This window comes from Variovorax sp. PCZ-1, from assembly GCF_018413605.1.
Lineage (GTDB): Bacteria > Pseudomonadota > Gammaproteobacteria > Burkholderiales > Burkholderiaceae_C > JANMDU01.
Genome location: NZ_JAHCDN010000001.1, coordinates 266,878 through 281,701 on the forward strand (window position 1 = coordinate 266,878; position 14,824 = coordinate 281,701).

At 55.9% G+C, this 14,824-nt stretch carries 16 protein-coding genes; 15 read left to right on the forward strand and 1 reads right to left on the reverse strand.

The window, feature by feature from the left end:
- Positions 1-19: 19 nt before the first annotated feature.
- Positions 20-1,009, forward strand: a complete 990-nt coding sequence (locus tag KIH26_RS01365; protein ID WP_213441700.1) for an alpha/beta hydrolase — start codon at positions 20-22, stop codon at positions 1,007-1,009.
- On the opposite strand, the gene KIH26_RS01370 is transcribed toward KIH26_RS01365, so the two are convergent.
- Positions 995-2,794: an MBL fold metallo-hydrolase gene (locus KIH26_RS01370; RefSeq protein ID WP_213441701.1), complete on the reverse strand. Its 1,800-nt coding sequence runs from the start codon at positions 2,792-2,794 to the stop codon at positions 995-997. The two genes, KIH26_RS01365 and KIH26_RS01370, sit on opposite strands and share 15 nt — an antisense overlap.
- A gap of 49 nt (positions 2,795-2,843) precedes the next feature.
- Here KIH26_RS01370 and KIH26_RS01375 point away from each other — a divergent pair, with 49 nt between their 5' ends.
- The 14 genes from KIH26_RS01375 (at position 2,844) to KIH26_RS01440 (ending at position 14,804) form a co-directional block, all read left to right on the forward strand.
- Complete coding sequence (locus KIH26_RS01375) at positions 2,844-3,869, forward strand: putative transporter (RefSeq protein ID WP_213441702.1); 1,026 nt, start codon at positions 2,844-2,846, stop codon at positions 3,867-3,869.
- Positions 3,853-4,347 carry a HugZ family pyridoxamine 5'-phosphate oxidase gene (locus KIH26_RS01380; protein WP_213441703.1) on the forward strand — a complete coding sequence of 165 codons (495 nt, stop codon included), beginning with the start codon at positions 3,853-3,855 and terminating at the stop codon, positions 4,345-4,347. The genes KIH26_RS01375 and KIH26_RS01380 overlap by 17 nt, the downstream gene beginning before the upstream one ends.
- The gene (locus KIH26_RS01385) at positions 4,344-5,282 is read left to right on the forward strand and encodes an SDR family oxidoreductase (RefSeq protein ID WP_213441704.1); all 939 of its coding nucleotides are present in this window, start codon (positions 4,344-4,346) and stop codon (positions 5,280-5,282) included. The genes KIH26_RS01380 and KIH26_RS01385 overlap by 4 nt, the downstream gene beginning before the upstream one ends.
- A 7-nt stretch (positions 5,283-5,289) precedes the next feature.
- The gene (locus KIH26_RS01390) at positions 5,290-5,832 is read left to right on the forward strand and encodes an NAD(P)H-dependent oxidoreductase (protein WP_213441705.1); all 543 of its coding nucleotides are present in this window, start codon (positions 5,290-5,292) and stop codon (positions 5,830-5,832) included.
- A gap of 7 nt (positions 5,833-5,839) precedes the next feature.
- The gene (dapF, locus tag KIH26_RS01395) at positions 5,840-6,739 is read left to right on the forward strand and encodes a diaminopimelate epimerase (RefSeq protein ID WP_213441706.1); all 900 of its coding nucleotides are present in this window, start codon (positions 5,840-5,842) and stop codon (positions 6,737-6,739) included.
- 43 nt (positions 6,740-6,782) lie between these two features.
- Complete coding sequence (locus tag KIH26_RS01400; RefSeq protein WP_213441707.1) at positions 6,783-7,460, forward strand: DUF484 family protein; 678 nt, start codon at positions 6,783-6,785, stop codon at positions 7,458-7,460.
- Between the two features lie 14 nt (positions 7,461-7,474).
- Positions 7,475-8,461, forward strand: a complete 987-nt coding sequence (locus tag KIH26_RS01405) for a tyrosine recombinase XerC (protein WP_213441708.1) — start codon at positions 7,475-7,477, stop codon at positions 8,459-8,461.
- A gap of 144 nt (positions 8,462-8,605) precedes the next feature.
- Complete coding sequence (locus KIH26_RS01410; protein WP_213441709.1) at positions 8,606-9,157, forward strand: BLUF domain-containing protein; 552 nt, start codon at positions 8,606-8,608, stop codon at positions 9,155-9,157.
- 50 nt (positions 9,158-9,207) lie between these two features.
- Complete coding sequence (locus KIH26_RS01415; RefSeq protein WP_213441710.1) at positions 9,208-10,440, forward strand: class I SAM-dependent rRNA methyltransferase; 1,233 nt, start codon at positions 9,208-9,210, stop codon at positions 10,438-10,440.
- Between the two features lie 16 nt (positions 10,441-10,456).
- Positions 10,457-11,731 (forward strand): multifunctional CCA addition/repair protein, encoded by a 1,275-nt coding sequence (locus KIH26_RS01420; RefSeq protein ID WP_213441711.1) that lies wholly within the window; start codon positions 10,457-10,459, stop codon positions 11,729-11,731.
- A gap of 252 nt (positions 11,732-11,983) precedes the next feature.
- Positions 11,984-12,709 carry a Crp/Fnr family transcriptional regulator gene (locus KIH26_RS01425; protein ID WP_213441713.1) on the forward strand — a complete coding sequence of 242 codons (726 nt, stop codon included), beginning with the start codon at positions 11,984-11,986 and terminating at the stop codon, positions 12,707-12,709.
- An 89-nt stretch (positions 12,710-12,798) separates the two neighbouring features.
- A complete protein-coding gene (locus KIH26_RS01430) occupies positions 12,799-13,305 on the forward strand; it encodes a BLUF domain-containing protein (RefSeq protein ID WP_213441715.1) in 507 nt (168 codons plus the stop codon).
- Complete coding sequence (locus tag KIH26_RS01435) at positions 13,302-14,102, forward strand: hypothetical protein (RefSeq protein ID WP_213441717.1); 801 nt, start codon at positions 13,302-13,304, stop codon at positions 14,100-14,102. The genes KIH26_RS01430 and KIH26_RS01435 overlap by 4 nt, the downstream gene beginning before the upstream one ends.
- Positions 14,103-14,156: 54 nt before the next feature.
- On the forward strand, positions 14,157-14,804 hold the full coding sequence (locus KIH26_RS01440) for a hypothetical protein (RefSeq protein ID WP_213441719.1): 648 nt from the start codon (positions 14,157-14,159) through the stop codon (positions 14,802-14,804).
- The last annotated feature ends 20 nt before the right edge of the window (positions 14,805-14,824 follow it).

Below are 14,824 nucleotides of genomic sequence, written 5' to 3' on the forward strand. Positions count from 1 at the left end.
AAAGATGTACATTTCGACGATGACCTCACTCCTTCCTACGTATGTGAACCTCGCTGGCTTGAGCCATGGCGCTGAACTCAATCCGCAGAGCGCTGAGCTTTTGCGGCAAACCGCCTCTTTGACCGCTGCAGTGCCCGCAGAAGAGCTCACCGTAGCTCGCCGCCGCCGCCTCATGCACGAAGCGCAGGCTCTGCTTGTCGGAACCGAGCTCAAGCCACTGGTGAGCAGCGTAGATGAGTTGATCCACCTACCAGGCCGCAGCTTGCCAGCGCGTCTGTATACGCCAGACCACATCGGCAGCGATGTGCTGGTGCTGTATTTTCATGGCGGTGGCTGGGTGATCGGTGATCTGGATACACACCACGCCAGTTTGCAATTTCTGGCGCAGCACTTGGGCATGAAGTTGCTCAGTGTGCAATACCGTAAAGCGCCAGAGCATGTGTTTCCAGCGGCGTGCGACGACGCTGAAGCAGTCCTCGCTTGGGCGCATGCGCGCTTGGCATCATGGGGCTGCAAGCGTTTGGCCGTCAGTGGTGATAGCGCGGGCGGACATCTGGCCGCAGTGGCGATGCACACCCACGCCGCGATCCCACTGGCCGGAGCCTTACTTTTCTATCCAGTCACAGATATGCAGTTTGCTAACCGCAGCTACACCGAGCGCGGCGCGGGTGCAGGGCTCACGCGCGATGGCATGGTGTGGTTTTGGGGGCAATTCTTAAATCCGCAGCAGCCGCCTAGTTTGCTGCGAGCCAACGAAGATCATCGCATCGTACCGATGCGGCAAGTGTGGCTGCAGCGCCCGCCAAATACTGTGATTGCGGCGGCTTGGCATGATCCACTCTACGACGAAGCCGTGAGCTATGCCCAGCTGCTGTCGGCCGCAGGCGCTCAGGTCATCATGCAATCGGCGCCAGATATGGCGCATGGCTATTTGCGTCAATCCATCGCAGTGCCAGCGGCCAGGGTGCATGTGCTGGCTGCCGTACACGCTTTCTTAGCTTTGATCTAGCTTGAGCTTTTTGATGCGGTGCAGATGTGCTGAAAGTGATCGCGCGGCAATCGGCCAAAGTTTGGAGTCGACATCGTTGTAGGCGATGGGAACGAGATCTTGCACCTCAGCCTGTGGCTGGAGCTGCATGGCCGAGATGATTTTCGCTTCGCGCTTGAGACGATGCGCCTTCAATGCCGCAATGGCGCGAGCAGCGCCGCCTTGTGTATCGCTGTTTGCATCTCCTGGGTTCTGCGCCGCATTGCAGGCACTGAGCACATAGCCATGCGCGGGTAGGATAAAGCGCAAATCATGTTGCTCGCAAAGCGCGTGCAAGGTATCCAGTGAATCGAGATAAGCCGTCATATCGCCATCGGGTGGGTCAATCACCGTGGTGCTGCCGTTGAGGATATGGTCACCCGAAAAGAGCAAACCGTCTTCTGGCAGGATGATGCAAAGATGGTTGGCTGCATGCCCAGGCGTGTGAATCACTTGCAGGCTGATTTCAAATGGTGTTTCATCGTATGGCCGGCGAAAATACTGCGCGAGATGCTCATTATTTTGTAGCGCGATATCAGGTTCAAACCATGCGTTGTCGCGCGCCGTCGCCAAGCTGGCGAGTCCGAGAATGGGGCAAATATGCTGAGCGAATTCAGCGGTGAGCGCCATTGGGACGGTGTTGCTGGCTTCCACCACACGCGCCTGCAGTGGTTTGGCCGCTGGTGAATGATCGGCATGTGAATGGGTGCAAATGATGGCGGCGATATCGCCATCGGTTGCGCTCATGATGCGCTCGATGTGTGAAGCGATATCTGGCCCTGGATCAATCACAAGATAGCCTTTTTCTGGTGTACCCACGATGTAGGTGTTGGTGCCAGGGCCGGTCATCATGCTTGGGTTGGGCGCAGTGAGCCGCCACACATGCTTGAGCAGTTGCACAGGCTTGTCATGCTGCCAAGTCAGATCATGTGCCACTTGCCCATATGGCGAGACCATAGCAAGCTCACCATAGGCGCTCTCATACTCCATGAAGCGCGCCTCTTTGCCATGGAGCAAACCAGCGCGGGGGCAGCTTGTCCACAGCGGCTTCTCGCTCGCGCAGGCGTGCAAGACATCATCCACAGTGTTGTAGTCCGCCAGCTTTTGCAGCGTGCGGATCGTGGGGAAGATCATGAAAAACTGTTTGGCCTCATGGCGAGCTAGGGCATCTTGCGGCCGCACCCACTCGGGCGCGAATTGCTCTTTTTCATCAGCGACTGGGGTTTGGCCTACAGGCATACGCGCCACGAGGAAGGGCACTTCAAAGCGCTTGGGCATGTCCCGGTCTGTGAGCCAGTGGGCGAGCAAAACCACCTCATTCGCTGCAAGCTGAAAGCATCTCTCTTGCATCTGCGCATAGAAATTGCCGTGGCGATCCAGCAAATTTACCTGCTCTTGGCTGACCCATGCGCCACCGGCCTGTTTGGCCAGCACGATGCCCAGTTCTTCAAAACTTTCTCGAATTGCAGCCAGCGCCCAGGCAATGAGTTGGGGGCTTTGAGTAGAGCGCGATGCTATAAAATCAGTAGCATTTCGCGCAGATCCTATGCCGGCGATAGGCGGTTTTGATGCATATTTTTCGTCATCGGGCTCGATGCCACCGCCTGGGAAGACATAAGCCCCTGGCGCAAAGCTGGCTTGTATCGAGCGGCGCGTCATCAGCACTTCCAAGCCCTGCGCACCGTCACGCAGCAGCAAAACAGTGGCTGCTTGCAGCAAAGGAGCAAGTGGCTTGGGTGGGTGAAGTAATGCGGCTTCGCGTGGCATGGGTTAAATTCGCAGTCAAGCACAGCATTTTGCTACAAGGAGCGCTTTTATGTTTCAGTCATTCTTTCGAAGCCAAAAATGGTGGCTCTGGGCTTGGGTGGGCGGCGCGCTGATTCTTGGTGTGACTTGGTACAAGGTGCAGCTCACGGTAGAGCTCAACAGCTGGTATGGTTCTTTTTACGATTACATCCAACGTATTTTGCAAAAACCGGGCAGCAGCTCGGCCAGTGAGTTCTATGGCCAAGTGCTGGTATTTGCCAAGATCGCAGGCATCTTCGTTGGCGTGGCGGTGCTGCTCGAATATTTTGTGAAGCATTGGGTGTTTCGTTGGCGCACCGCGCTCACCGATTTTTATACGGCTAACTGGCACAAGGTGCGTCATATCGAAGGCGCATCGCAACGTGTGCAAGACGACACCTACCGCTTTGCCAAGATCATGGAGGGCTTAGGCGTGAGCTTCATGCGCTCGATCATGACTTTGGCCGCATTTCTACCCATCCTTTGGACGCTGTCTGCCAAAGTGCCTGAGCTGCCTTTTATTGGCGCGGTGAGTCAATCGCTGGTGTGGACGGCCTTGATGTCCGCGATTTTTGGTACGGTGTTGTTGGCCACTGTGGGTATGAAGCTGCCCGGGCTGGAGTTCAACAATCAAAAGGTGGAGGCGGCGTATCGCAAAGAGCTGGTGCTCGGTGAGGATGATCCCAATCGTGCCACACCGCCCACATTGGCTGATATCTGGACCCAGGTGCGTTTCAATCACTTTCGCTTGTTTTTTCACTACGCGTATTTCGATGTGGCGCGCTATTTTTATTTGCAATACAGCGGCTTGATCCCACTTTTGGCGATGTCGCCCGGCTTGCTTGCTGGCACGATCACTTTAGGATTGATGCAGCAGATCTCCAATGTGTTTGAGCGCGTTGAGGGGTCGTTTCAGTTCCTTGTGAACAGCTGGAGCACGATCGTGGAGTTGATCTCGGTGTACAAGCGTTTGAAGGCGTTTGAAATGGTGATCCGCAACACACCGGATTCTTCAGATGGGGGCGAGCAGGTGGTGATGCATGTCACAGTCCAGTAGCCCCGATAAACCACAAGTTCTGCGCGAGACGGATGATGCGGCTCGCCTGCAAGCGCGCAGCTTCGTGCGCGAGAGCACGCATGGCGCGTTGGCCACTTTGGAGCCTGGCACGGGTTGGCCGTTGGCTTCGCGTGTGTCGCTGGCTGTGGATGCCGATGGCACGCCTTTGATTTTGATTTCGCGTTTGTCGGCGCACTATGGCGCGCTAGAAGCAGATGCGCGTTGCTCCTTGCTGTTGGGTGAAGCAGGTGAGGGCGATCCGCTTCGGCATCCTCGTATCACGGTGGTGTGCCTCGCGCAAAAAATCCCATCCGATCAACGTGCTGTAGCAAAAGAGCAGTTTCTCAAGCGCCATCCTGGTGCAGAGATGTATGCCGACTTCGCAGACTTTGATTTTTGGGCGCTGGTGCCTCAGCGCGCGAGTTTGAATGCGGGTTTTGGCAAAGCTTATTCATTGACGGCTGATGACTTGAAATGACATACGCCAGTATTTATAAAAACGACTTGTTTGCTGGCCAAGTGGCACTCGTCACCGGCGCAGGCTCAGGCATGGGGCGCTGCGTGGCGCATGAGTTGGCTTCGCTGGGAGCGACGGTGGCGCTGCTCGGGCGCACAGAATCCAAGCTTGAAGCGGTGAAAGCCGAGATTGAAAGCGCGGGCGGCAAGGCCAGCATTCACAGCGCAGACATCCGCGACGAAGAGCGCGTGAAAACGGTGATCGCAGAAATCGTGGCGCAGCATGGCCGCATTGACAGTCTAGTGAACAATGCTGGCGGGCAGTTTCCCTCGCCGCTGCATCGTATTTCAGCCAAAGGCTTTGATGCCGTGGTGCGTAGCAATCTCACGGGCGGCTTCTTAATTGCGCGTGAGTGCTACAACCAAGCCATGCGCAGCCAAAAAAGTGGCGCGATCGTGAACATCATCATGGATATTGACGGCTCCGTGCCTGGCATGGGGCACAGTGGTGCAGCGCGTGCGGGCATGCTCTCGCTCACGGAGACGATGGCACTCGAGTGGGCACCTGTGCGTGTGAACGCTGTGGCTCCAGGCTTCATCGCCACCAGTGGGATGGACAAGTATCCGCCCATCATGAGCCCGCTGATCCGTCGCATTCATGAAGATGTGCCGTTGCAGCGCTTGGGCACGGAGAGCGAAGTGTCTGCGGCGATTTGCTTTTTGCTCTCGCCAGCTGCAGCCTTCACGAGCGGCACTTGCCTGAAAGTCGATGGCGCAGCGCCTACAGCGCGCCGCCATTGGCCGCTGGTAGGCATGGGCGGCAGCAATGCCGCCTTCAATGGTTTTCACTTGACCGAGCGCCCCAAGGTGCTGAGCAAAGGCTCGGTGATTACGGATAATCGCCTCTCTCGTGCGTTCATCCGCTGGATGCAGCAAAAATGGATCAAAAAGAATTGAACACTTGATGAAGACTTTATTTCTCGTCGCCTCCACCCGCGAAGCTGGCCACTTGGGCAATACGGAATGGCTTGCTCGCCAAGCAGCTGCCACGTTGCCCACTGATCAGCAGCAATGGCTGCATCTCGCACAAATGCAGTTGCCTGCTTTTGTCGATCTGCGCCACACCGCAGGCCAATACCCGATGCCCACGGGTGACATGAAAACCTTGCTCGATGCCACGCTCGCCTGCTCCAACCTCGTCCTAGTGGCTCCCGTGTATTGGTACAGCTTTCCTGCGAATCTGAAAACCTATCTCGATCACTGGAGCGCTTGGATGCGCATTCCCGGCGTAGATTTCAAAGGCGCGATGGCGAAGAAAACATTGCGCTTGATTACGACGAGCGGCGACCGCGCAAAAGCTCAGCCCATGATTGACAGCGCCGAACTGTGCGCCAAATTCCTCAGCATGACTTGGGGCGGCGTGCTCTGGGGCAAAGGCGGGCCACCGAAGGCTGTTGAATCTGATGCGGCTGCGATTGATGCGGCTAAGAATTTCCTCGCGGGATAATCGCAAGATGCGAATTAACTTCACCAAAATGCAAGGCGCGGGCAATGATTTCGTCGTGCTGGACGAGACGCGCGGCTTGTTGGGCTTAAGCGCCGCGCAATACAAATTTTTAGGTGACCGACATTTCGGCGTAGGCGCAGATCAAATTCTCTCTGTGCGCGCCGCGCCTTCGCCCGAGTTTGATTTTGAATACGTGATCCACAACAACGATGGCGGTGAAGTGGAGCATTGCGGCAATGGCGCGCGCTGCTTTGTGCGCTATGTGCGCAGCAAAGGGCTCACAGCTAAAACCTCGGTGCGGGTGAAGACAGTGAACAACGCACTGACGCTGACCGAGCAGAGCGATGGCCGTGTGACGGTGGATATGGGCGCGCCGTTTTTTGAATTGAGCGATGTGCCGTTTGATGCAGCGCATGCCTCATCGGAGGCTGCAAATTTATGGCAAAAATGGCATATCGTCCGCATAGAATCTGCGCAAGGTGCTATTAAATCAATAGTAAATGATGCTGCGATCACCGTGCTGTCCATGGGTAATCCGCATGCTGTGATGGTGGTGGAAGATGTGGAAACAGCGCCAGTGCATGAAGTGGGCGCGTGGATGCAAACGCATCCCGCCTTTCCGCGCCGTGTGAATGCAGGCTTCATGCAAATTCTCAATCGCAGCGAGATCAAGCTACGCGTGTATGAGCGTGGCGCAGGCGAAACGCTGGCCTGCGGCACGGGTGCATGCGCCGCCGTGGTGGCAGGTATTCGACTGGGTTTGCTCGATAGCAAGGTGGATGTGTATACCCACGGCGGCTTGCTCACGATTGAATGGCCGTTTGCCGCGCAAGGGCTGGCTGCCAAGGTGCTGCTCACAGGCCCTGCGGTCACAGTATTTGACGGGTCGGTAGATATTCCCGATTGAGTGGTTTAAGATAGCGTCTGCTACAAATTCAGGAGCTACTCTTATGTCGCAAGACGTGCCGCCCATCACCGAAGACGATATCGCCAACTACTTGAGTGCCAACCCAGAGTTCTTCGAGCGCCATGCCGAGACGCTCTCCTCCATTCAGCTGTACTCCCAGCACGGCAAGCGCGCTGTGAGCCTGCAAGAACGCCAAGCGGAGATGCTGCGCGAGAAGATCAAGTCGCTGGAAGGCCGCATCATGGAGATGGTGCGCAACGGCAATGAGAATGTGATGATCGCCGACAAGATGCAGCGCTGGACGCGCACCTTGCTGCTCACTCAGCAGGCGATTGATCTGCCTGTGACGGTGACGCATGAGCTCAAGAGCCAATTTCTCGTGCCGCAAGTGGCGATCAAGATTTGGGCGGTGAATGGCCTGTTCTCTGAGGAAGAATTTGCCACAGGCGTGAGCGATGACGCGAAGGCTTTTGCATCGTCGCTGCAGTTGCCCTACTGCGGTGTGAACTCCAATTTCGAAGCCGCGAATTGGCTGGATCAGCCTGAGCTGGCTAGCTCCCTCGCGCTTATTCCCTTGCGTGCAGGCGCAGCGCTCGAAGCCTTTGGCATGCTGGTGCTCGCATCGCCCGATCCGCAGCGCTTCAATGCCGGTATGGGCACAGATTTCTTGGAGCGCATTGGCGAAATCACTAGTGCTGCGCTGTCGAGATTGAGGGGCTAAGAAAGCCGCTTGAGATGGCTCACGAGTTGATCGAAGCCTACCTCACGCATTGCCGCGTCGAAAAACGCCTCGCCGAGCGCACGCTCGCTCTCTACACTGAAGACTTGGCTAAGCTGCAAGCCAACGCAGCTCAAGCCAAAGTAGATATCACGCAAGTGCACAACGCGCACATCCGCCGCTGGGTGGCGCAGATGAACAGCGGTGGGCGCAGCGGGCGCGGCATCGCTTTGATTCTTTCGGGTTGGCGCGGTTTTTACACTTGGCTTGGACGTGAAGGAAAAATTGCGGCTAACCCGGTGCAGGATGTGCGCGCACCCAAGCAGCCTAAGCCCTTGCCCAAGGCCTTGCCGGTGGATCAAGCGGTGCAGTTGGCCAGCTTTCAAGGCTTGCCCGAGGCGGCTGATTTCGATCCTGCCATAGAAGCACGCGATGCAGCGCTGACTGAGTTGCTTTATGGCTCAGGCCTGCGTGTGAGTGAGTTGGTGAATTTGGATATCCGCTCCTCCCAGGCAGGGCAACAGCATCTCAAGGGTTACATCGATCTCGCCGCAGCAGAAGTGCATGTGATCGGTAAAGGCAGCAAGAGCCGCAGTGTGCCGATGACCAGCAAAGCTGTAGAAGCCTTGCAGCGCTGGCTGCTGTTGCGCCCTGAGCTCTTGCTCAAAATCAAGGCTGAGAAACAAGCTGAGCAAAAGGGCATTGACCCCAGTGGCGATCTCGCACTTTTTCTCGCGCCACGCGGCCTGCGCATGAGCAGTGCCATGGTATGGCAGCGTCTCAAAATAAGAAGCCAACAAGCCAGCCTCTCGCAAGCTGTGCATCCGCACATGCTGCGTCACAGCTTTGCCAGCCATCTGCTGCAATCGAGCCAAGATTTGCGTGCGGTGCAGGAGTTGCTCGGCCACGCCAACATCAGCACAACCCAGGTCTATACACGGCTGGATTTTCAGCATCTGGCCAAAGCTTATGACGCGGCGCACCCGCGTGCCAAAAGAAACTAGCCCTTGCTAGCGTCGCTTCCAAACGACATTCAAGCGACATTTTCGATCATCCATCGCAATTCCTTGCGGAAAGTAAGGCAAAACACCTCATTTGTTGAGGTCGCGTTTGATAAATTGATGCTTTGAGTTAGACAAAGCAAATACATGAGCCCGTCCGCCTCGTATTCCTCGGCCTTGCCTTCTCCTGCCTCGGATCAGCCGCGGGCAGGGTCGGCTACGGACGACTCTTTCGAGAGAGATGCCGGCGATTTTGAGGTCGATCAAATCCTGTATTGCAGCCTGCTCAACGCACCCATGGATGATGCGGATATCGAGGCACTGGTGTACAACGCTGCCAACCTTAATCGCATGGACCACATCACGGGGATGCTGATGTATGCCGATGGTGTGTTTGTGCAATTGATTGAAGGCCCGCGTCAGGCAGTGAATCATCTCTGGGCCAGGTTGCTCAATGACAAGCGCCACAAGGGCATCGTGCAGCTTTATCACCGCCGAGAGGTGGAGCAGCGCGCTTGTGCGAACTGGGATATGGGTTATGTGGCGCAAAACGATTTGCGCACCTTGATTCATGAGGCGAAAGAGGAAGTGACGGCTGGGCGCAAGAGTGCATGGGCACCCGCGATTGAGCGCATGGATTTCTTGCTGAGCAACTCCAATTGGGACAGCTTCGTATTGGATTTGAAGAAAGCGGTCTGATGCACCGTGTTTGCATTCATCCTCGACAACATACGTGACAATGTGGGGCTATGAAAACTATTCACCTGCGCCCCGGCAAAGAGCGCGCCTTGTTGCGCGGCCACCCTTGGATTTACGACAACGCCCTGGCTTCGGGCGGCGGTGACAGCGGCGAGACGGTGCGCGTGGTGAGCTCAGAGGGAAAGTTTCTCGCTTGGGCGGCTTTCAGCCCCAGCAGCAAGATCCGCGCGCGGGTTTGGAGTTTTGATGAGGCTCAGCGCATCGACGCTCCTTTTTTCGTAGCACTCTGCGCAGCTTCTATAAGCGCCAGAAGCCGATTAGGCTATGAAAAACCGATTCAGAGTGATGGTGTGCGTTTGATCCATGGCGAAGTCGATGGTCTGCCAGGCTTGATCGTGGATCAGTATGGCGATACCTTGGTGGCGCAGTTTCTGTCGGCGGGAGTAGAGCGGCAGAAAAAACTCATCACGGCCGCCTTGCTGCAAGCCAGTGGTTTGAAGAAGCTTTATGAACGCTCCGATGCCAGCAGCCGCACGCTGGAAGGTCTGCCAGCGATGACGGGCTGGCTCGCTGGCGGCGAGGGCGCGCCAGAAGAAGTGGTGATTCAAGAGCATGCTTGGAAGCTGCAAGTGAGCATTTCTGAAGGCCACAAGACCGGCTTTTATCTTGATCAGCGCGATAACCGCCACCGCTTTGCGCAAGAAGCTGCGCGATTGAAATTTCGCCGCATGCTCAATTGCTATTGCTACACCGGCGGCTTCACAGCGGCAGGGCTGACGGGCTTGCGAGATGCGGGTGCTTTGGAAGGCGCGCAAATCACGAGCATTGATTCATCGGGGCCTGCGATTGAGCGGGCCAAGGCCAATCTCGTCCTCAATGGATTTGAAGCGCAGCTCGCAGATGGCAGTGCGAGCTTCATGGATGCTGATGTGAATGCAAGTCTGCGGCAGTTCATCGCCGAAGGCCGCACGTTTGACATGATCATTCTCGATCCACCGAAATTCGCGCCATCCGCTGCGCATGCTGAGCGCGCTGCGCGGGCTTACAAAGATATCAACCGTCTGGCCTTCAAGCTGCTGGAGCCGGGAGGATTGCTCTACACCTTCAGCTGCTCGGGTGGCATTGATGCTGATCTGTTCCACAAAATCGTCGCGGGTGCGGCGATGGATGCGGGCGTGGATGGCTACATCACCGCGCATTTGAATGCCGCGCCCGATCACCCGATCACCATGCGTTTCCCAGAGGGTGAATACCTCAAAGGACTCGTGGTTATGAAGAAATAAAAGCGGAGACGAAGAAATGAAGACCTATCTCGTTGGCGGCGCAGTGCGCGATGCGCTGATGGACAGGCCAGTGAAAGACCGTGATTGGTGTGTGGTGGGCAGTTCCCCGCAAGAGATGCTCGATGCTGGCTTCCTGCCCGTGGGCAAAGATTTCCCGGTGTTTTTGCATCCGCAGACCAAAGAGGAATACGCCCTGGCGCGCACAGAGCGAAAAACGGCACCCGGATACCATGGCTTCGAATTTCACGCCGCAGCCGATGTGACGATTGAGCAGGATCTGGCGCGGCGCGATCTTACTATTAATTCAATAGCACTTTGCGCAGATTCTATGCCGGCAAATGGCATATTTGATATAAAAAAACTACCCAAGAATGCAGTGATTGACCCCTTTGAGGGACAAAAGGATATTCAAGAAAAATTACTTCGCCACACCAGTTATGCGTTTGAAGAAGATCCCGTGCGCATCTTGCGCGTGGCGCGTTTTGCTGCGCGATATGTGGGCTTCTCGGTGGCTAAGCCCACGATGGATTTGATGCGCCGCATGGTGGCTGCGGGCGAGGTGGAAGCTCTCGTGGCTGAGCGCGTGTGGCAGGAGATCAGCAAAGGGCTGATGGAAGACAAGCCCTCACGCATGTTTCAAGTGCTTCGGCAATGCGGCGCGCTGCAAGTGTTGTTGCCTGAGGTGGAGCGGCTGTGGGGTGTGCCCCAGCGCGCGGAGTATCACCCCGAGATCGACACAGGTGTGCACCTCATGATGGTGCTGGATATGGCGGCGCAGCTCAATGCGCCGCTACCAGTACGCTTTGCCTGCCTTGTGCATGATTTGGGCAAAGGCTCGACGCCGCAAGATGTGCTCCCGCGCCACATTGGCCATGAAATCCGCAGCGTGGATTTGCTCTTACCCGTGTGCGAGCGCCTGCGTGTGCCCACCGAGTGCAAAGAGCTGGCTGTGGTGGTGGCCAAAGAGCATGGAAATATCCACAGAAGTGATGAGCTCGATGCCAAGGCTACGCTGCGCCTGCTGGAGCGCTGTGATGCCATCCGCAAGCCGCAGCGCTTTGCGCAGGTCTTGCAGGCCTGTGAGTGTGATGCGCGTGGTCGCTTGGGGCTGCAAGAGCAGACCTATCTGCCCGCGCAACGCTTGGCTTGGGCGCTTGAGCTGGTGTTGGCTGTGCCGACGGCGGACATTGCCGCCGATGCGCTTGAGCGGGGCATGCGAGCCGAGCAAATCGGGCAAGCCATTGCGTCTGCCCGCGTGCGAGTCTTGTCCGAGAATTTGAAAGAGCGCTGAAATCTTCGTGCGACGATAAAGCAGCAATAGCCCTGCATCCATTGGGTTTTCAGCACACGTGTACATAATTCATACACGGCTACAAGTTTTATGTTTGAAATGTAAAGTTGTGGGCAGAGTTAGTAAGCTAACTTAGCTAGTATGTCATCGGTTTGTCATGGCCTTGTCATGCGCCAACTGGCAGCAAATCAGGGGGCGGTTTGGCAATTTCAGTTGGCTCTTCTTCATATAAAAATACACTCGATCACTTTTATGACGACACTGCCCGCATCAGTTGCCGCACATTTCTCAGAACAAGACAAGCGTACGTTATTTGCCAATCGCTGGTTCGCTAGCTTGTCTGGCTCTCAGCAAAAAGCTTTGCTAGATGCGAGCCGTGCCATCCGCCTGAGTGAAGGTCAGCTTTTTGCGTCGCAAGGGCAAGCATTGCGCAAGAAACGCGATGGCTTCGGTGTGTTGGTCAGCGGTTTGCTCAAGGTATCTTCTACATCCACCGATGGGCGCGAAGCGATTTTGAGCTTTGTGCGGCCAGGCCAGTGGTTTGGTGAGCTCTCTGTGCTCGACGGGACAAGCCGAGAGCGCGATTTTTTAAGCGTAGGCATCTCAGAGATTCTCGTGATCGAGTCCGAGGCGATGCAAAGTCTGTTGCAAGACGTGCAGCTCTCGCATCAAATCACTCGATTGCTTGCTTCGCGCACACGTATGTTGCTCAACTTGGTTGAGAGCTTTACCTTACGCTCATCGCTGTCGCGTACAGCGCGGCGCTTGGTGATGCTGGCCTACGACGATGAGCCCGAGAGTGGCCAGCATCGATCGACTTTGGATGTGTCGCAAGATGCTTTGGCATCCATGCTGGGCATGACGAGGCAATCGGTGGCCAGCCAGCTGCGCCAACTGTCTGATCGTGGTGCCATCAGCCAAGCCTATGGTTCAGTGAAGATTTCCTCTATGGTGGCGTTGATGGCTGAGGCTGCATAGTTCAGCTCGAATGTTAAGTTTTTAACGGTGATGTTCTGCCTGCAAAAGAAATAATACAAAATCATTAAACTATTTCTCACACGCAAGCGATGACCGCAGTTCAAGCACCGCCCGAGTCCCCGCACTTCATCAAGCAAATTGCTTATTGCAGTTTGGCATCGCCTTCTGTCAAAACTTTAGGCATCGTTTCGCAACTCCAAAATATGCCGCAAGGGCTGACAGGGCTTTTGATGTGGGAAGGACGCTTGCTCATCCATTGGATCGAAGGCCCGGAACACGAAGTACAGACTGTCTGGTCGCAAGTGCAGAACGATCCGCATCACCATTGCGTGGTGCGCTTGATTCATCGCCAGGGCTCAATCAAGCGCTTGTTTGCGGATTGGCAAATGCGCGCGACCCATCGACAGGACATGATGGTGATCGTGCGCGAGGCCAAAGCGCAAGCCAGCAAAGCAGCCAGCGACGACACCGAGACAGAGCAATTGCAATGGCAGCACGCCATCAGCACGCTGAGCATTTTGCTCGATCCTGACCTCACCCGCTTTTATTCTCAATCTGCTGCGCCGTCCAAGTCCATGCTGGAAGCAGCAGCATGATTGACAAATTGCTTCGTCGTATCGCGAGCCGTAAAGCGACACCTAGCCGTCCACCCCTATCGGTGATCGCAGTGGGCAGCCATGGCGAGCCTTCTTCGCTGTCCAGTGCTGGCTGTCACGATCCTTTCAGCACCTCGTATCCTGCGCCTGGTCGAATCCGTTCAGCCCGTTCAGGGCAGACTGTGCCTGGCTCGCAAAATGCGTGGGCTTTGGCCAGCGAGGCCTACATCAAAATGCGATCGTCGGGTGGGCGAATTGCAGACCAACCCGCATACTTCGCCGGCTGGAGCGTGCCGCACATGGCCGTGGCGCAAATACTCTGGGCTGAGCATGATCGCTTACATCTGGGCGAGGCTACTGTTCACAGCGGAGATAAGTTGTTGGCCGTGATCCATCCAAAGAAATTAAGCGTGCGGATGAATGCGGAGGTTTATCAGAATAACGCACCTCTGTCCTTGCATCAATTACCGCTGGGTCAGTCGGTCAAGTTGCCTGATCAGCAAGCCTATGCGAGTTATCCCATGTATAGCTTGCTGTGGTTTTACGGACAGGTATACAGCCATGCGCCGGATTTGTTACCGCCTGAGCTGGGTCTGCAACTCATCCAACTGCGCCGTTTCCCACCTGTGGAGCCAGCAGCTTTGGAGATGCGGCATTTGGCGCTCATCCATATTTTCAGTGGCGGTGCACTGAGCTTTACGCAATTACAACAACAAATTGCGCCAGAGCTGGCACACAACCTGTGTGCTGATTTGGCCTCGCTGTATTTCACAGGCACATTGCGTCTGCTGCCCTAGCATTGTTAAAAAACCGATGGTGGCAGGCAACCGGCAGGCGCATACTGATGTTCTATGAACTCCGCACTTGATGCATCAGCTTGGCAAGCCGCCTGCGACAGTTATGCTGAGCAATCGTGGCAGGCGATTTCCCATCCGCGCGCGGCCTACTTTGCGAGTTTTGGCGCCTTGCACGTGGCAGTGGCCGAGCTGCTGCTTGAGCGCAGCGATGAGCTGGCCAGCATAGGTGAGCGACGCGTGGTTCATATTGAGAACACAGCTGGCTTGCTTGCGGTTTACAGCCCGAGCAAACGCATGGTTCAACTGCGCGCACACAACACGGCTTTGGCGCAAATTGCGCGAGGTATGGTCCTGAGCTCACGCATCATGCCAAGCTCTGCGGATCTACTCGATGGCGCAGCGGCCCAAGGCTTTCAAACTTGGCCTATTGGCGCGCTGTATTGGCATTATGGACAAGCCTCGCTCGCTGCAATCGAGCATTTGCCAAAACTCGCTCAGCACAGAATGCATATACGGCGTTTCCCCCCAATTGATCCTTCGGCCCTGCTGATGCGCCAATTGCATCTGATCCATCTGCTCAGCCACCATGAGCCGAATTTTGAGCAACTGCTGATGCTTTTGAAAGACGATGCACACGCTTTTGTTTGCCCAGATCTGGCATCACTTCACCTCACAGGCACTTTACGCATGAGTAAGGCTTGACCCAACGGGCTTGGCCACAT